The organism is Acinetobacter sp. CY73, from assembly GCF_059515865.1.
On sequence record NZ_JCAKMZ010000001.1, the window covers coordinates 232,519 to 250,925 of the forward strand.

Below are 18,407 nucleotides of genomic sequence, written 5' to 3' on the forward strand. Positions count from 1 at the left end.
TTTGAGTGTGGTTCAGGGTTATAAGGATTTGTGAATGATGTTGAATAAAGTGTTGATGATAGGGTTGATGACGCTAGGTGGTATTTCTTTAAGTCATGCAGATCGTCCGAAATTATCGAAGCAGTACACCACCTGTATGGATAAATCAGGTGGTGTAACAACCAAAATGCATGCTTGTATCTCCACTGAAATTAAGTTACAAGATGCTCGTTTAAATCAAGCGTATAAAACACTCTCGACTTCTTTAAATTCGACTCGTAAAAAACAGTTAAAGGACGTACAGCGGACTTGGATCAAGTATCGTGATCAGAACTGTGATTTTTATGCTGACCCTGATGGTGGTTCAATCGCTCGTGTGAATGGCGGTATCTGTTTAATGGAAACGACGGCGTTAAGAGCAACAGAGCTAGAGAATTTTTCAGCAAAGTATTAATTTAATTTTGATTCGCCTTAAAGACTTCATTTATTCAATGTACACATAGACAAAGAGAATGCTAGTAAATGTCAACATTCTCTTCTTTAGGGTTTCAAAATCAAGGCTGTTTAATTCAAGATTTTAACTTGCTAAATGATTAAGGAGGTGATGAGTCGCTTAGTCAAAAACTAAGACACTTTTACCTTGAGTATGACCATCCAATATATCTGCATAGGCTTGTTGCGCTTGCTCAAATGGATACTCACGACTCACCGCCCATTTGATTTTGCCTGTCGCAACGCCATCGACCACATGCTGTAAATTGGCAGGATTACGTTTCACCCACATTGGTTTGATTCTGTCAGATGAGAGTTTACGTCCTGCGATTGTTCCCATAAATCCGCCAGCTTTCACGGTTGCAAGTGAAGCTTGTGTTGCATCTTCATTACCACTCATATCAATAGAGACATCGAACGATTGAGGATGAATTTGTTTTAAGCGTTCTGTTAAGCCTTCGCCATACACAACCGCTATTGCACCTAGGTCACGAATATAGTCTTGGTTTTTGGCTGATGCTGTTGCAACCACATCGATTCCACGATTCACCGCGAGTTGAATCAGTACAGATCCAACACCGCCTGAACCGCCATGAATTAGGAGGGATTGAGCAGGGCCCATTTCATCGAGTATGGTCATGGCTGTTTGTGCAACACCTGCGAGCGTTCCTGCGACTGCCCAATCGATATTGCTTGGTTTTTTGATCAAGTTTTCAAGGGGTACATCAATGACTGTGGCATGGGTAAATGCACCACCTGAACCTAAAACTTCATCTCCTACTTTCCACGTGCTGTTGTCTGTGACTTCGATAATCACGCCTGCATACTCTGTACCAAAGGTCTGAGGTAGGGCAGCGTGTTTGAATTCGCCTGTCATACGACGTGCATCAATCGGGTTGATGCCTGCGGCTTTGACTTGGATGCGTGCCATGCCTGAAGCAAGAGGTGCTAATGTTTGTTCTGAAAATTCGAGGACTTCGGATGGTCCGTAGCTTTGTGCAAGAAGAATGGTGCTGTTCATTTTTATTTGCCTAATTTGCTTTGCGTGGTTTGCAATGTATGGATTGATTATAGGGAGCTAAAGTCAGGGGATTGAAGGGCTAAAAATAGGACAGTGTTTTCTGGTGCTTTGATTTTTTATTTTAGAAGATACCTCTCCCTAACCCTCTCCTAGAAGGAGAGGGAACATCCAATATTAAATTAATACCGTCACACGACATGTAATAATTACTCCCTCTCCCATTGGGAGAAGGCGGGGGATGAGGGCTATTTGAATATTTCCTAAGTCTTCAAGTTTGGCAATAGAGGATACTTTTTTGATAGTCATGTTGTTTTAAGGTGAAGTGTATAAGTAAAATTTCAAAAGTGGCATATTAATAATATTTAAAAAGATATTTCAGTAAATTAAGGGGGTTATATGTCTGGACGGAAGCAAATTGAAAAAGAATTAGAAGAACTATCTAAAGAAGAAAATTTTGATGGATATTCAACTATAAGTAGTTGGTTGGATGAAAAAGTTAAAAATTTAGAAAATGTAACACTAAAAGCAGAATTGGAACTCTATTCGAAAATTTGTTTCATGATGCTCATACCAACGAGTATAAATGAACCATTAAAAGAAAGGATGAATTTTTTTGAGCATGGTCGAAGTGCTCGACCCGAAGATTTATCAGAAGAAGAAATAGAGATATTGGATAAAGCCTATGAAAATTCAACAAATCCATGGTTAAAAGCGCGTGTAGCAGAAATATTATGGTTGTTAAAAAAGCCTAAAAATATAAATTGGGTACAAACAGCAATTGGCTCATATTTATCAATTAATGAAACAAAAGAAAATTGGTTTAAAGATGTAGGGATTTGTCATGAAAGAGCATTTTTTTTAGCTGCTAAATTTGGAAATAATCCAAAAATTAATATAGATATAGAAAAAATGAGGCTCAATAAAATAAATATTATTTTAGATGAAGTTCAGCCTAAAGGTTTTGTTGTTCTAAGAATAGGAGAGATTTTATTTAATTATGGTTTGATCGAGAATTATGAAAATCAGTTAATTGTAAAATACCTTGAATTGGCTGAATTATGTAAAGAAGATAATATTCATTTGGCTGATGGTTATTTAAAAGCAGTTATTGGTATCTATGAAAAGCTAAAACAATTTGATAATGCCTCTGAAATTATTATGCGACGAGCCAAACTTTATGAAAAAGAAGGTGATGAGCACTTAAAAAAAGAAATAGTAGGAGCTGTCTTAGCCCAAGATTCCTATGAAAAAGCATTACAAATCATAGCGACCATACAAAGAAAGTTTCGAGGAAAGTTTCAATATCCCCAAATAGAGCAAAAGCTATATGAAAAGATGCATGAAGCAGCACAAGTATTCTTAGAAACAGCACCCAAAATTACACATACAATTGATATAAAAGACATAATTGAATGGGTTAATACCGAAATTAGTAGAAAAGATTTTCCAATAGCTTTACATAAATTTTTATCTATAAAGACTATGGCTAAATTGGATGATCTAGAAGAAAAAGTCTATGAAAAATTTAACAAAAACTTTTTCTCTAATTTATTTGGAGAAAAGCATTTTTCTGGTGATGCGAGAGTCACTAAAAGATCATTAGCAGTAGGAAATACTGAACTAACTGACGAAGCCTTAGATGAAAAAATCATTGAAGAATGCAAGCGTGATATAGAATTTTGGTCAAGATCAGCACTCTTAGAGGGATTTAAGATTTTACAGCGAGAACATAACCTTAGATTGGAAGATTTTTTGCATCTAACACAATTTTCTCCGTTTATACCAGAAGACAGATCTAGGGATATCGCTAAAGGTTTATATTACGGTTACGATGGTGATTTCTTTGCATCACTTCATTTGTTAGCCCCACAGATAGAACATATTATTCGATACCATCTTAAAAACTCAGAAATAAGAACAACTATGATCGAAGAAGCTGTAGAAACTGAGTTAAGTCTTAATGCTTTATTGAAAAAAGAAAAGACTAAAAAAGTGTTTGATAAAGGTTTGATAATAGAGTTAAAAACAATATTTACTCATCCTAGTGGTTTCAATATTCGAAATGATATTGCTCATGGTTTAGTTAGTTCAAATAGCTATGATCAGATTGGATTTTTTTATGCTTGGTATTTTTTATTCAGAATGACTTTTATGCATTTTTGTAGAAAAGTACAAAGTTTAGATGAAGAAGGTTTTCAAAGCATAGAAAAAAACCCGCTCTAAAGCGGGTTTTCTTTTAAAGAAAGATTAAATCAACCAATCAATTTTTTCATCAGTTCATTGACTTGTGCAGGGTTAGCTTTACCTTTCGCTGCTTTCATCACTTGACCCACAAGACCATTGAAAGCTTTCTCTTTACCAGATTTAAATTCTTCAACCATCTTCTCATTGGCAGCAAGCACGTCTCTAATAATTGCTTCAATTGCGCCTGTATCAGTTTCCTGTTTCAAGCCTTTTTCCGCAATCACTTCGTCCGCATTTTTGCCTTCATCCCACATAAAGCCGAACACTTGTTTCGCAATCTTACCGTTAATCGTGTTATCCACAATACGTGCAATCATACCGCCAAGTTTTTCCGCCGTTACAGGAGAATCAGCCAAATCTAAGCCTGCTTTGTTTAGCGCCCCTGAGAATTCACCCATTACCCAGTTTGCCGCAATTTTACCTTGCGCAGCACCGCCAGCAGCAGCCACAACAGCTTCATAGAAGTCTGCCATTTCACGAGTCAGCGTTAAAACGTGAGCATCGTACTCAGTCACACCAAAGTCAGCCACAAAGCGAGCACGACGTGCAACAGGTAGCTCAGGCATGGTTGCTTTAATTGCTTCAATCTGTTCATCTGCAATGATCACAGGCAACAAGTCAGGGTCAGGGAAGTAGCGGTAATCGTTCGCTTCTTCTTTAGAACGCATCGAACGCGTTTCCATCTTCACAGGGTCGAACAAACGGGTTTCTTGGTCGATGGTGCCGTCCCACTCCAAAATTTCCATTTGACGTTCAATCTCAACATTGATCGCTTGTTCAATGAAACGGAATGAATTGAGGTTTTTAAGCTCACAACGTGTACCGAAGGGTTGACCCGGGCGACGTAAAGACACGTTACAGTCACAACGGAATGAACCTTCCGCCATGTTGCCGTCAGAGATCCCTAACCAACGCACCAACGTGTGAATCGCTTTAATGTAGGCAACCGCTTCTTCTACAGAACGCATATCAGGTTCAGATACGATCTCAAGCAGTGGCGTACCTGCACGGTTCAAATCGATACCTGACATGCCTTCGAATTGGTCATGGATCGATTTACCTGCATCTTCCTCAAGGTGTGCACGCGTTACGCCAATGCGTTTTACAGTACCATCTTCAAGTTGGATGTCGATATGACCCAAGCCCACAATTGGGTTGTCCATTTGGCTGATTTGATAGCCTTTTGGCGAGTCCGGGTAAAAATAGTTTTTACGTGCAAACACAGAGGCTTGGTCGATATACGCATCAATACCCAAACCAAAGCGAATTGCTAAATCAACCACTTCTTTATTTAATACAGGTAATACGCCCGGCATTGCCAAATCAACAAGGCTGGCTTGCGTGTTTGGATCATTACCAAAAACAGTCGATGAACCTGAGAAAATTTTGGTATTGGTTGCAAGCTGAGTGTGAATCTCGATACCAATAACCACTTCCCAACCATCAATCAGGTTTGATTTAGGTTTAGCGGTGTTCTTTGAATTGTTTTGAGACATTATGCGTTCTCCTCAGCAATTGCAGCGCGTTTGGTGTGCCAATCGGTGGCTTGTTGATACTGATGTACCACAGACAACAATTGAGATTCTGACCAATAGTTACCAATCAACTGTAAGCCAACCGGTAAATTGTCTTGGTCAAAACCAACAGGCGCATTAATCGCAGGAAGACCTGCCAAGTTCACCGCGATGGTGTAAATGTCACCCAAATACATTTCAACAGGTGATAGGTTTGCACCAATCTTATAGGCAGTTGTCGGTGCAGAAGGCGCTGCGATGACATCAACAGATTCGAATGCTTTTAAGAAGTCTTGTTGGATGAGACGACGTACTTTTTGTGCTTTCACATAGTACGCATCGTAATACCCAGCCGACAATGCGTATGTACCAATCAAGATACGTTGCTGAACCTCTTTACCAAAACCTTCTGAACGAGAACGTTTGTATAAGTCCATCAAGTCCACAGGATTTTCACAGCGGTAGCCGTAACGAACACCGTCAAAACGTTGTAAGTTAGAAGACGCTTCAGCAGGTGCAATCAAGTAATACGTAGGTACATAAGCATCCGTCATGTTGAGATCGATCTCAACCAAAGTTGCGCCCATGTCTTCCAATTTTTTAAGTGATTCTTCAACACGTGCTTTAACGTCCGCATCTAAGCCTGCAACATTAAAGTATTGTTTAGGAATACCAATGCGTAAGCCTTTTACCGATGTGCCGTTTAAGTTTGCAACGTAGTCATCGACTTCTTTATTGACTGATGTTGAATCTTTAGCGTCATGACCTGCGATTACGTTCATGAGGTAAGCACAGTCTTCAGCAGAGCGTGCCATTGGACCGCCTTGATCCAATGATGATGCGTAGGCAATCATACCGAAACGAGACACACGACCATAAGTCGGTTTAAGACCAGTCAAACCACAGAAAGACGCAGGTTGACGGATTGAACCGCCGGTATCTGTACCTGTTGCAATTGGTGCTAAATCAGCAGCCACAGCCGCAGCAGAACCACCTGAAGAACCACCCGGAACATGATCTAAAGCCCAAGGGTTTTTGGTCGCACCAAAGTAAGAAGACTCCGAGGTTGAACCCATGGCGAATTCGTCCATGTTCACTTTACCTAAAGTGATCAAGCCTGCTTCAATTCCTTTAGCCACTACAGTCGCATCATAAGGAGAGATAAAATTATCTAAAATTTTTGAACCAGCCGTGGTTTTCACGCCTTTGGTACAGAAAATATCTTTGTGCGCCAAAGGAATACCGGTCATCAGACCCGCCATCCCAGATTTTAAAAGACCATCTGCAGCATCAGCTTGAGCTAAAGCCAGTTCAGGGGTCACAGTCACATAAGATTGAACTTGAGTGTCAATTTTTGCGATACGGTTTAAATAGTGTTGAGTCAACTCGCGTGATGAAAACTGAGCGGATTTTAAACCTTCAGCCATTTCACGAATTGATAAGCGATGTAAATCAGTCATGAGTTCAATTCTTTACGTTCAAATTTAAATAAGGTTTAAGGCGAAATTATTCGATCACACGAGGCACAAGATACAAGCCATCCTGTGTTGCAGGGGCTACCGCTTGATAATCCTCACGGTGATTTTCTTCTGAAACCACGTCTTCACGTAAGGGTTGTGGATTGTCAAATGGGCTCTTTAAAGGCTCAACACCATCGGTATTAATCCCTTTTAAGGTTTCCATCATTCCTAAAATTTTATTTAAACTTTGAGCATATTCAGCAGATTGCGTTTCGTTTAAAGATAAGCGTGCCAAATGAGCAATGCTTGAAACGGTTTGTGCATTTAAATCTGCAGAATGCTGAGCATCTGAAGCTGACATGATGTCTCACCTAATCAGTATTAAAAAATATTCAAATATCGTGTGTTATAATAAGCGATTGACTTGTTCAAATCATCACATTTAGTTAAAGTTGCCATCTTACGACCATATAACGTTTAATTGAGAACGAACCGTGATTCTAAAACGACTAATTGGCTTGTTTTCGCCAGATCTTGCCATTGATTTGGGTACAGCTAATACACTAATTTATGCGCCAGGACGGGGCATTATATTAAACGAACCGACGGTTGTGGCGATTCGCCATAGTGGTTCACAAAAAATTGTTGCCGCAGTTGGCCTAGATGCAAAGCAAATGTTGGGTCGTACACCTGCAAATATTTCTGCGATTCGCCCAATGAAAGACGGTGTGATTGCAGACTTTGAAGTGACTGAAACCATGTTAAACCAATTTATTGGTAAAGTGCATGAAAAACGTTTATTCCCACCAGCACCACGTGTGGTGGTTTGTGTGCCTTGCAAATCGACACTGGTAGAACGCCGTGCGATCCGTGAAGCGGTATTCAATGCAGGTGCACGTGATGTACGTTTGATTGAAGAGCCGATGGCTGCTGCAATCGGTGCAGGCATGCCAGTAGAACAAGCATGTGGTTCGATGGTCGTCGATGTTGGTGGGGGGACCACTGAAATTGCGATTATCTCACTACAAGGTTGTGTCTACGCTGATTCCCTTCGTATTGGTGGTGATGTCTTTGATGAACAAATCATTCACTATGTACGTAAAGCACATGGTTGCATGATCGGTGAAACGACTGCTGAATTGATTAAAAAAGAAGTGGGTATGGCACTTCCAGACGAAGGCGCAAAACCACTTGAGATCGAAGTGCGCGGTCGTAACCTTGCAGAAGGTGTTCCGCGTGCGATTACAGTCACTTCTGATGAAATCACTCAAGCGATTTCTGATCCATTACAAAGTATTGTTTCAGCGGTTAAATCTGCGCTAGAGCAAACCCCTCCAGAGTTGTCTTCTGACATTGCGGAACGCGGTATTGTATTGACAGGTGGCGGTGCATTATTACGTAATTTAGACAAACTCTTGTCTCAAGAAACTGGCTTGCCTGTTTTGGTTGCAGAAGATCCGTTGTCTTGTGTAACACGTGGTGGTGGTAAGGTATTAGAATTCTTCGATAATCCAAATCACGATATGTTATTCGTAGGTTAAGAAAGGATCTTAGGCGGTGCAACCGAATCTTTTTTCAAGACAACCGCCATCTTTTCGTTCCTTCATCATTGCGGTTGTGACTTGTTTCGTGGTGCTAATGTTCAATTGGCGTATGCCACACCTGGTCCAACCTGCAAGAGATGTCTTGTATGCTGCATACAATCCAATTTATGCCATTGCAAGTTATCCTGTTTTATCGAAAGAATGGCTGAATCAACAAACCAAGTCTGAAGCTCAATTGCGCCGTGAAAATACTGCGATGCAAGCTGAACTTTTACAGGCGCAAGTCCGCTTACAAAAATTATCTGAACTCTCAGCTGAAAATACCAGACTACGTGGCTTACTCGATACACCTTTAATTATTGATGGTCGTATGGAGATCTCTGAAGTCATCGGTACGGATGCAGATCCTCTACGACATATTATTGTGATTAATCGCGGTGCTACTAATCAACTGAGAGTGGGACAGACGGTTCTCGATGATAAAGGCATCATGGGGCAAATTGTCAATGTCTATCCTCATAGTAGCCGAGTGATGTTGTTGTCGGATAAGGAACATTCTCTTTCAGTGCGTTTAGAAAGTTCAGGGATGCGTGCGATTGTTACGGGTACTGGGGATTTAGAGCGTTTGAAAATGGAGTATGTGCCGACCAGTGCCAACATTAAAGTTGGGGATAAAGTTTACAGTTCGGGTTTAGGACAACATTTCCCTGCAGGATATTTAGTGGGTACGGTTTCTAAAATTAAACGTGAAAACACGGGCGAATTTGCGCAGATTGATGTTAAACCAGCAGCGCAACTTTCAGGTGGTCATCATGTCGTGGTAATGTTCTCAGATTCTTTAGCCATGGAGCAACCGAATGCTCAACGCTAAGAACCTTAGTTCGGACCTGCATAAAGACCCACTCATCGCGATTATTGTTTCAGTCATCATCTGCTCCGTATTGGTGGTTTATCCGTTGACCTACAACTTGGCAGGTTGGCGTCCACTCATCATGTTAATGGTGACCCTGTTTTGGATCTTGTGCCAACCCACTTGGTGTGGTGTTTGGTTTGCATTTGGGATTGGGTTGTTCACCGATTTATTGTTGGGCGCACCTTTGGGCTTAAATGCTCTGAGCTATGTGTTGATTACTTTTGTGATTCGGTACTTTATACGTGAAAGACGGGTCATGACTTTTGGTAATACTTGGCTCATTGTGAGCATGGCGGTTGTGGCACATTTGGTTTTTATTTTGTTAGCTCAAGTGATTTCAAATGTAGAAAGTTCAATTACACGTCATTGGCTACCATTGATCAGTAGCATTGGCTTATGGCCAATTCTCTATTATTGCTTAAAAAGATGGCGCGTTTAATATTGGCGTCGAGTTCGCCTCGACGCAAAGAGTTGCTTGAACAGGTGGGACTGAACTTTGAAATATTCAGTCCAGATGTTGACGAGTCTGTACAGCCCAACGAAAGTGCAGAACATTATGTACAACGTTTAGCAGAGCAAAAAGCACAAGCTGTTTTAGTTCAATTTCCCGACGCGATAGTCATTGCGGCAGACACCAGTTTAGTGTTAGATCATAAGATTATTGCAAAGCCTGAATCGAAACAACATGCATTTGAGATATGGTCTGCTTTATCTGGGCGTCAACATGAAGTGCTCAGTGGTATCTGTGTCGCGTCGGCCCATTGTGAGCAAAATCAAAATGCTATTCAAAGCATGGTGGTTCGCACTCAAGTTCATTTCCAAAAGCTGACTGAACTCGAAATGGAACAATACTGGGCAACGGGTGAGCCGATTGGCAAAGCAGGGGCTTATGCCATTCAAGGTTATGCTGCTCAGTTTATTCCACGTATAGAAGGAAGTTATAGCAATGTTGTTGGCTTGCCTCTATATGAAACATTACAATTATTGAAGAATATTGATCAAATAAAGCCTATTTTAGAACACTGATTTAAGAATATGACGAGCTCGCTTAAGTACAGAGCCAACCAGATGAAGCAAGATTAAGGCACTAAATTAATCTCGCAAACGAATTTTTATAATGTTTTGAGTATTTTTTATGTCTGATGAATTGTTGATTAACGTCACCCCGACAGAAACAAGGGTGGCTTTAATCGAAAATGGTACGGTGAATGAGCTATTTGTTGAGCGTTCTGCAAAACGTGGTTTAGTCGGCAATATTTATAAGGCAAAGGTTGTTCGTGTATTGCCCGGTATGCAAGCTGCTTTTGTGGATATCGGCTTGTCTCGTACGGCTTTCTTACATATTAATGATATGGTGTGGCCACGTAATCAGCCGACACCGAATGTCTTTGAGTTACTCCATCCGGGTCAAATTCTGACCGTTCAAGTCATGAAAGATATGCTTGGTACAAAAGGAGCACGACTCAGCACTGATCTTTCTATACCTTCGCGATATTTAGTGATGATGCCCTATGGTCATCATACAGGCGTATCACAGCGTATAGAATCAGAAGAAGAGCGTGATCGCTTACGATCCATTATTGAGCGCATACAGGCAGAGCATAAGCTTCCAGGTTCAGTGATTGTTCGAACGGCTGCTGAAGGGATCGCTGAAGAAGCGATTGCGCAAGATATGGCTTATTTAGCCAAGCTTTGGGAATTTATTCAGCGTAAGCAAAAAAGTATCGTTGTGCCTTCTCTTGTTTTTGAAGAATTACCATTACCGCAACGTATTATTCGTGATCTTGCCAATGAAAATACAGTCAAAATCCAAGTAGATTCACGTGAAGTCTTCCAAAAGTTAGAAGAGTTTGTGCAAGAGTTTGTGCCAACAATTCATGGTCGCTTAAAGCACTATCCAGGCGAGTGTCCAATTTTCGATTTGTATAATGTGGAACACGATATCCAAAAGGCTTTACAAACGCGTGTTGCATTAAAGTCCGGCGGTTATTTGATGATTGACCAGACCGAAGCCATGACCACAATTGATGTCAATACAGGCTCCTACGTTGGTGGGCGTTCTTTAGAAGATACTGTCTTTAAAACCAATATGGAAGCCACTCAAGTCATCGTACGTCAATTGAGACTGCGTAATTTGGGTGGAATTATCATTATTGATTTTATTGACATGCAAGAGCTACAGCATCGTGATGAAGTTTTAAAACAGTTTGAAGAGGTATTAGAAAAAGACCACGCAAAAACCAAAATCACTCAGGTTTCTGAGTTAGGTTTAGTAGAAATGACGCGTAAACGCACGCGTGAGTCTTTGGAGCATTTACTGTGTGAAGCATGCCCAACCTGCCAAGGTCGCGGATATGTCAAAACAGCAGAGACGATATGTTACGAGATATTTCGGGAGATATTACGCTACTCTAGAGATTTCAAATCTCAGAGTGGCTTTACTGTCGTTGCTCATCCGCACGTGGTTGATCGGCTTTTAACGGTAGAGGCAACAGCTGTCTCGGATTTAGAGCATTTCGTGAGTCGAGTCATAAAGTTTCAAGTCGAAAATTTATACACGCAAGAGCAATACGATATCATTCTGAATTAAATTTGTAACAGAATTTCACTAAACAGTTGTTACATCTGAAATTTTACTTTCAAGGCTCACTTCACAATACTAGTGGCTATAGAAACAAGTAGCCAAAGGTTAGTAATAATCTGAGCAAATGTGAGGTAAAAAAGATGAGTATGGCTGAACAAATTTTAAATCGTGGTATCAAGCATGTTTTAGAGCCACAGCATAAGAATGCATGTGTGATGTTAACTGAGCAAGGTCAAGAAGTTCAGATCACTAAAGCGATGGTTGTGGTTGCATGCCAACAATTATTAAAACAATGTCGAAACATTAAGAATTAAGGGGCTGATTAAAAGCCCCTTAGTTTATTGCTCAATTTTATATTCAAAATTTATACTCAAAAACCGGTCATTCCAATCACGATGCATTCGCAGTCATTTTCTTTTCGATTTCTATAGCTTCTTTTTTAGCAATGATCTGTTCAAATATCTGAATTTCATCTTCCAAATGGGTCAAAAGATTCTGCATTTTAGGTAATGCATTTCGACAACCTGTTAGACCGACTTCAAGTTTATCTAGATAACTGGTCATCGTAATATTGAGTGCTTGCCCATCTAAGATGATAGAAGCAGGGTAGAGCGCATCTAGTTTCGCGCCATTCCAATACAACGGTTCTGTTGGGCCAGGAACATTCGAAATCACAATATTAAAGGCCTGACGCTTAGGCATCACGCCTGAAAGAATGTTAAAGCCTGCCGCACCGTACACGAAGGCACTGTAATTCAAAATCTGATTCGATGTCATTCTACGAAAGCGAGTCTTGGCATTTTTTACACTGCGAATGATGATGTCTAGGCGATCTAGTGGTTGCTCTTTATGCGTACCTAGATTAGCTAATATCATGGTGATACGGTTGCTCAGATCTGAATTGTCATCACGAATAGACGCTGGAACCATCGCAATCAAAGGTTTTTTGGGTAGTGCATTTTGAGACAATAAGTATTCGCGTAAGGCACCTGAACAAATCGCTAAAACCACGTCATTAATTGTCACACCTAAAGACTTGGCGATTTTGCGTAATCGTTCCAATTCAAAGGACTGTGCTGCAAAACGACGAGAAGCACTGACTCGTTGGTTCAATAAGCTCCCCGGGGCTTGAAAGCTTGATACATAGTCAGGATTTCTCATTTCCTTAAATACAGTCTGATAAAGCTCTTGAGTCACACGTGGTGCAATCGAAAGTTGCTCTTTGACGGTATTTAATATGCCTTTTAATGCGGATACAGGCGCAGCTTTCAAGCGTTTTGCACGCTTTCCTTCGACACACCATAAGGGAACAATCGTTTTTTCATGCGGATCTTTAGACAGTGATTTCTCGATCAAGCGCATACCTGCCACGCCATCGACCATGGCATGATGAATCTTAAAGAACATGGCAAAGCGATTGCCTTCGATGCCTTCAATAATATGACAAGTCCAAAGCGGTTTAGCACGATCAATCAATGCACTGTGCTCTTGAGAAATATAAACCAAGAGTTCACGAATACGTCCGGGATGAGGTAGGGCAATATGTCGAAAATGATGATCAATATCAAATTCTTCATCCTCATCCCAAAACAAACCATTTAAACGATTGTTAAAAGGCGGAATCGGAATCGATTTGGATTGACGAATATCGGTGACCAAATCTTGGATAAAGGTGCTTGAAGCGTCTTTCGGAATTTGAAATAAAAATAAACCTCCAACATGCATCGGCTGTTGGCGTTTTTCTAAGCTTAAAAAAATAAAATCGAGGGGATGTAAAGGTCGCATAGTTTTAGATTGCCTCACTGCAATATATCTAAATCGCTTTTTAGAATTATATGTCCGTTAAATCTGAGTATAGTGCTTTTTATGTATGAATTGCGAAGAAAATGATTAATTTCAGGTGCAAAAAAGCCACTGGTAACCGTGGCTTTTTTGACTATTTTTTTAAATTGCCTGAATGTAGGCCACATTCTTTATGTGTCGCTTCTTCCCACCACCAACGACCTTCACGTTCATGTTGATTCGGTAAGACTGGTCGGGTACATGGTTCACAACCGATGGAAGTAAAACCACGTTCATGTAATGGATTATAAGGAATTTCCATTAAGCGGATATAGTTCCAAACATCGCTACTGCTCCAATTTGCCAGGGGATTGTATTTAATTAAACTTTTCCCTTCGCCTGAGAATCCGATATCATGCTCAATTACTGGAATTTCAGTGCGTGTGCCTGGACTTTGATCCTTACGTTGACCTGTAATCCAACCATCTAATGTCGCTAATTTTTTACGAAGTGGTTGAACTTTACGAATACCACAGCATTCCTTATGATCATCCTGATAGAAGCTGAATAAGCCTTTTGCATTGACTAGATTTTGTACGGCTTCAGATTCAGGAAAACAAAACTCGATTTGAATATTGTAATGCTGACGAACAGTGTCTAAGAATTCATATGTTTCTGGATGGAGACGACCTGTATCTAAACTGAATACACGATAAGGCTGACCAGAATTGTGAGCCATATCAATTAGAACAACATCTTCAGCACCAGAGAAGGAAATAGCAATTTCACCTGCTTGGCTTAGTGCTAATTCTAAAATTTCATTCGGAGATTTATCGGCGTATTCAGATGCAAGTGCATCTACAAGGTCAATCGTTGGAATCGTAGTCATGGGCGTCCTGGCTATAGGCTTGGAAACAGCTAAACCTATATTAATTTATTTCCTAGAAATTTTAAGATAAATCTTAAATACAACTTATCACTAAAAAGTAAAAGCTTATGAAAAAAATAGATTTAAAAAAGATCAATGCAATTTAATTATCTTCGGTTATGATAAGTCAAAATTTTGTCAACCTATCAAGAGGGATGGTTCATGGAAGTTGTATGTCTAGATCTAGAAGGCGTTTTAGTTCCTGAAATTTGGATTAACTTTGCAAAGAAAACAGGAATTAAGGAGCTAGAAGCAACGACTCGTGATATTCCTGATTATGACGTGCTGATGACTCAGCGTCTGAATATTCTGAAAGAACATGGTTTAGGTTTAAACGATATTCAAGCTGTAATCGCTGAAATGGGTCCTTTCCCTGGCGCGAAAGAGTTTGTAGAGTGGGTAAGTACTCATTTTCAATTGATTATTTTATCGGATACTTTTTACGAATTTGCGCACCCATTGATGAAGCAACTCGGCTGGCCGACTATTTTCTGTCATAAATTAGAAACGGACGAAAGTGGTGTGATTACAGATTATAAATTACGTCAACCTGATCAAAAGCGTAAAGCTGTGCAAGCACTTCATGGTTTAAATTTCCGTGTGATCGCTGCTGGTGATTCTTATAATGACACGACTATGCTCGGCGAAGCTGATGCAGGTTTCTTATTTGATGCACCTGATAATGTGATTGCTGAATTCCCACAGTTCCCACCTATTCATGGTTATGCGGCTTTGAAAGAAGCGATTCGTAATGCTTCTGTTCGTGATATTCCGGCTTAATTCAACAGCAATAAAAAGGCGCTTAAAGCGCCTTTTTATATTTTAGAGTTTTTGCAACACTTAGAATTTATAACCCATTTTTAGACCGTAGCCCATCGCATAGTTGTTTTCAAAACTACCTACAGGTTCACCACCTGTTTGTGCAACGGCATCGCCTAACCAGAAGTATTTAACACCCGCTTGAATAAATGTATCTTGCGTCGGGCTGTATTGACCACCTAAACCCACACTCCAGTATCCTTCAGTTGGACCTAAGGTCGTAACAGGATTACCTGCGCCAGAATCATAACCTACAGAAGTTGATCCGGACCATTTTTCGTTGAACTTATGACCTAAGCCTAAAGTTGCAGAGTACTGATCATCAGAATATTCGATTAAATCAAGTCCTTTAGATTTTAAGGCTTGAGGTGATACTACAAATTGATCCCAATGTACCCAGCGAAGATTAGCAAAAGCTAATGTGTTTTGAGAAATACCACTTTGTAAATCTACATTAACGGACTGTGGTGTTACTGCTTGTACTTTAGATAAAGGCGCATTTTGTAAACCTAAGCCAAAAGATTCATCAGCTACTGCATTGTGTTTAATTTCAGAGCGGTATGTCACAGCTGCTTTTAAAGCAATATCAGGAACCTGATATGCAAATCCAGCTAACCAACCCCAAGCTTCAGCGGTATCAACTTGAATATCATACCCTGCATTTTTATACGCTAAACCACGTAATTGAATATCAGCAGCAACTGTTTGCCACACTGGACCTGCATAAAGGTTCCAGTTTTCAGTCGGTTGATAACCCATCAAGCCTGTAATGTTTTCTGTTTTAACTTCTACTGATGTGCCTTCATTTTGTTGTGCAAAGACGGGATTATTAACCTGATATGTGGCATCTGCACCAAATGGTTGATCGTATAGCAAACCTAAAGAGATGTGATCCGCCACTTGAATTTTAATTGCTGCACTTGGAAAGTGATAGTCATCAGCCATATCCGATATTTTAAGTGCATTGCTTTTTACAGTTGGATCTAAAACTGAAATACCAGCTTCTGCATAGTTTCCTGATTGTAAAAATGCGGAGATAGATTGACCAGAACGGTCTAATCCTGCTGCATTTAAAAACGTTATTGGAAGAGCGCTCAGTATAATAGCTGAGCTAATAGCAGATAATTTCATGAATTATTCATCTCTGAAAGCCAAGATGGCAATAAAAAGTGTGTGAAAAATAACACAATGAAAAAAAGAGTAAATACTCAGTTTTGAGTAGTAGGTGGAAGCATGATTATAACTTGAACAATTTTGAGTGTTTATTCTATATATGTATATGATTTAAAAAAAATTATTGAGTCATTGAGATAAGTGTTTTTTTAGTACTGTTCGGTTTGAAAATATACAATTAATTTATATTTGTATATTAATAAAAAAGACCGACAGAGCGGTCTTTTTTATGTTTTTTAATTTTAGAATTTATAACCGATTTTTAAGCCATATGCCCAAGCATCATTGTCTTCAAAAGTAGCTACATAATCGTTACTACCTGCTTGTGCACCAGTTTGTGCATCAGCATCACCTAACTTAAAGTATTTGACACCACCTGCAATAAATGTAGCAGGGGTCGGGCTGTATTGAAGACCTAAACCCACATTCCAAAAACCTTCAGTAGGCCCAAGCGTTGTAACAGGATTACCCGCACCTGAATCCCAGCCTACAGAAACGTTACCCGCCCAAAGATCATTAAATTTACGGCCTACACCCACAGTTGCAGAGATTTGATCGTCTTCATACTGGACTAGATTGAATCCATTTGGTCGTTGAACCAATGGACCTACAGCTTGACTAACTTGACCGAACTTATGTGGTTGAATCGCAAATTTAGACCATTCAACCCAACGGACATTCGCAAATGCAACAGTGTTTGCCATGATGCCTGTTTGGAAATCAAGGTTAACCGACTGTGGTGTCGTAATTTCTGTACGACCAGAACTTGTTGCAATCGTTTGTGCTAACGCTGATTGTCCAAGTAATGCAAGTGCAGGTAAGGTTGGAATATTTTCACTAACATCAACTTTATGATCGATCTCTGAACGATAAGTTAAAGAAGCTTTCAGCGCAATTTCAGGAATTAGGAATGCAGCACCTGCTAACCATCCTACAGCTGAATCTTCAGGAATACTTGCATCGTAACCATTATACAAACTGTATGCTTGACCACGTAAACTTACGTTTCCTTTAATGGTTTGGTAAGCGGCACCCCCATAAATATTGAAATTTTCATTTGGTTGAAAGCCAACAATCATCGATAAGTTTTGAGTATCTACATCGACTTTTGTGACGCCTACACCCAATAAGCCGTTTACTTGAGCTAAACCAGCATCAACTTGAGCAGCTACGCCTTGAGTTAGGCGATCTGTAATCACTTGTGTTACGCCAGCTTCAATTTGTTGCATGGCGTTGGCATTTGCACGAATACCAGCTTCAACCATAGCAAGGGGGGTTCCTGGTGGTACAAGACCTTGGTCAATACGTGATTGAGCTTGACGTGTGACTTCACCTGCAATACCAGGCTGTAAATTTTGTTGTAGTTGAGCCGGTAAGAGTTCATTTACATTGGTGGAAATTTGACTTTCACGAATACCATTTAATTGAGCTTGTCCTAAAATGGTATCTTGAGTACTGGAAACAAATGCATTATTTCCTGAATATTCTGCACTCGCTCCAAATGGCTGATCATAAATCAAACCAAAAGAAAAGTTCTTAGTCGGTTGTAACTTCAGGGCTGCAGAAGGAAAGTAGTAATCATCAGCCATATCTGAGATTGAACGACGTTGATCACTTGCACCCGCTTCACGACCATCAACGGTAGGATCTAAAATTGAAATACCAGCTTCAAAGTAATTGTCTGGTTGCAAGAATGCTGAGATTGATTGACCAGAACGGTCTAGGGCAGCCGCGAAAGCACCAGCAGTTGGCAATGATAATAATATAGCGGTTGTTAATGTTTTTAATTTCATTTGAATCTTTCCCTAACATTCTAACGAATCGAATTTTTAGTTTTTAAAATTGGTTAGATTTAAGTGTTGTTACACAACTGAAATCTAAAGTTACTTGTGAGAACAAAATAGCACATAAAAAATAAGAGTAAATACTCTATATAAATAGAGCATTTACTCTT

At 40.0% G+C, this 18,407-nt stretch carries 17 protein-coding genes; 9 read left to right on the forward strand and 8 right to left on the reverse strand.

Translation table 11 applies throughout. The features are described 5' to 3' along the window. Positions 1-34 precede the first annotated feature (34 nt). A complete protein-coding gene (locus AC5YD2_RS01130) occupies positions 35-433 on the forward strand; it encodes a lysozyme inhibitor LprI family protein (protein ID WP_496124545.1) in 399 nt (132 codons plus the stop codon). Between the two features lie 159 nt (positions 434-592). Here the strand turns inward: AC5YD2_RS01130 and AC5YD2_RS01135 are convergent, their stop codons facing one another. Beyond that, the gene (locus AC5YD2_RS01135; protein WP_496124546.1) at positions 593-1,492 is read right to left on the reverse strand and encodes an NADP-dependent oxidoreductase; all 900 of its coding nucleotides are present in this window, start codon (positions 1,490-1,492) and stop codon (positions 593-595) included. A 396-nt stretch (positions 1,493-1,888) separates the two neighbouring features. Between AC5YD2_RS01135 and AC5YD2_RS01140 the strand changes: the two genes are divergently transcribed. Beyond that, complete coding sequence (locus tag AC5YD2_RS01140; protein WP_496124547.1) at positions 1,889-3,715, forward strand: DUF7380 domain-containing protein; 1,827 nt, start codon at positions 1,889-1,891, stop codon at positions 3,713-3,715. Positions 3,716-3,744: 29 nt separating this feature from the next. Here the strand turns inward: AC5YD2_RS01140 and gatB are convergent, their stop codons facing one another. Genes gatB through gatC form a run of 3 tightly spaced genes read right to left on the reverse strand, consistent with a single transcriptional unit; the run spans position 3,745 to position 7,071 of the window. Beyond that, the gene (gene gatB, locus AC5YD2_RS01145) at positions 3,745-5,232 is read right to left on the reverse strand and encodes an Asp-tRNA(Asn)/Glu-tRNA(Gln) amidotransferase subunit GatB (protein WP_496124548.1); all 1,488 of its coding nucleotides are present in this window, start codon (positions 5,230-5,232) and stop codon (positions 3,745-3,747) included. Next, positions 5,232-6,710, reverse strand: coding sequence for an Asp-tRNA(Asn)/Glu-tRNA(Gln) amidotransferase subunit GatA (gene gatA, locus AC5YD2_RS01150; RefSeq protein WP_496124549.1), 1,479 nt, complete (start codon positions 6,708-6,710; stop codon positions 5,232-5,234). The genes gatB and gatA overlap by 1 nt, the downstream gene beginning before the upstream one ends. A 46-nt stretch (positions 6,711-6,756) precedes the next feature. Further along, complete coding sequence (gene gatC / locus AC5YD2_RS01155; protein ID WP_496124550.1) at positions 6,757-7,071, reverse strand: Asp-tRNA(Asn)/Glu-tRNA(Gln) amidotransferase subunit GatC; 315 nt, start codon at positions 7,069-7,071, stop codon at positions 6,757-6,759. Positions 7,072-7,204: 133 nt separating this feature from the next. Here gatC and AC5YD2_RS01160 point away from each other — a divergent pair, with 133 nt between their 5' ends. The 6 genes from AC5YD2_RS01160 (at position 7,205) to AC5YD2_RS01185 (ending at position 12,065) form a co-directional block, all read left to right on the forward strand. Beyond that, entirely contained in the window at positions 7,205-8,251 is a 1,047-nt protein-coding gene (locus tag AC5YD2_RS01160; protein ID WP_496124551.1) for a rod shape-determining protein, read from the forward strand. Positions 8,252-8,267: 16 nt separating this feature from the next. Continuing rightward, entirely contained in the window at positions 8,268-9,125 is an 858-nt protein-coding gene (gene mreC / locus AC5YD2_RS01165) for a rod shape-determining protein MreC (protein WP_496124552.1), read from the forward strand. After that, complete coding sequence (gene mreD, locus AC5YD2_RS01170) at positions 9,112-9,606, forward strand: rod shape-determining protein MreD (protein ID WP_496124553.1); 495 nt, start codon at positions 9,112-9,114, stop codon at positions 9,604-9,606. Before mreC ends, mreD begins: the two co-directional genes overlap by 14 nt. Continuing rightward, positions 9,594-10,193, forward strand: coding sequence for a Maf family nucleotide pyrophosphatase (locus AC5YD2_RS01175; RefSeq protein ID WP_496124554.1), 600 nt, complete (start codon positions 9,594-9,596; stop codon positions 10,191-10,193). Before mreD ends, AC5YD2_RS01175 begins: the two co-directional genes overlap by 13 nt. A gap of 109 nt (positions 10,194-10,302) precedes the next feature. Next, the gene (rng, locus tag AC5YD2_RS01180; protein ID WP_496124555.1) at positions 10,303-11,757 is read left to right on the forward strand and encodes a ribonuclease G; all 1,455 of its coding nucleotides are present in this window, start codon (positions 10,303-10,305) and stop codon (positions 11,755-11,757) included. A 134-nt stretch (positions 11,758-11,891) separates the two neighbouring features. Beyond that, positions 11,892-12,065, forward strand: a complete 174-nt coding sequence (locus AC5YD2_RS01185; RefSeq protein ID WP_496124556.1) for a PA1571 family protein — start codon at positions 11,892-11,894, stop codon at positions 12,063-12,065. A 76-nt stretch (positions 12,066-12,141) separates the two neighbouring features. Here the strand turns inward: AC5YD2_RS01185 and AC5YD2_RS01190 are convergent, their stop codons facing one another. Beyond that, entirely contained in the window at positions 12,142-13,536 is a 1,395-nt protein-coding gene (locus AC5YD2_RS01190) for a WS/DGAT/MGAT family O-acyltransferase (RefSeq protein WP_496124557.1), read from the reverse strand. Positions 13,537-13,687: 151 nt separating this feature from the next. Continuing rightward, a complete protein-coding gene (locus tag AC5YD2_RS01195; protein WP_496124558.1) occupies positions 13,688-14,422 on the reverse strand; it encodes a phosphoadenylyl-sulfate reductase in 735 nt (244 codons plus the stop codon). Between the two features lie 201 nt (positions 14,423-14,623). Between AC5YD2_RS01195 and thrH the strand changes: the two genes are divergently transcribed. After that, positions 14,624-15,241 carry a bifunctional phosphoserine phosphatase/homoserine phosphotransferase ThrH gene (gene thrH, locus AC5YD2_RS01200; protein WP_496124559.1) on the forward strand — a complete coding sequence of 206 codons (618 nt, stop codon included), beginning with the start codon at positions 14,624-14,626 and terminating at the stop codon, positions 15,239-15,241. A gap of 60 nt (positions 15,242-15,301) precedes the next feature. Here thrH and AC5YD2_RS01205 read toward each other — a convergent pair whose 3' ends face one another. Both AC5YD2_RS01205 and AC5YD2_RS01210 read right to left on the reverse strand, forming a co-directional pair. Continuing rightward, entirely contained in the window at positions 15,302-16,411 is a 1,110-nt protein-coding gene (locus AC5YD2_RS01205) for an OmpP1/FadL family transporter (protein WP_496124560.1), read from the reverse strand. A 284-nt stretch (positions 16,412-16,695) separates the two neighbouring features. Then, a complete protein-coding gene (locus tag AC5YD2_RS01210) occupies positions 16,696-18,246 on the reverse strand; it encodes an outer membrane protein transport protein (RefSeq protein ID WP_496124561.1) in 1,551 nt (516 codons plus the stop codon). Between the last annotated feature and the right edge of the window lie 161 nt (positions 18,247-18,407).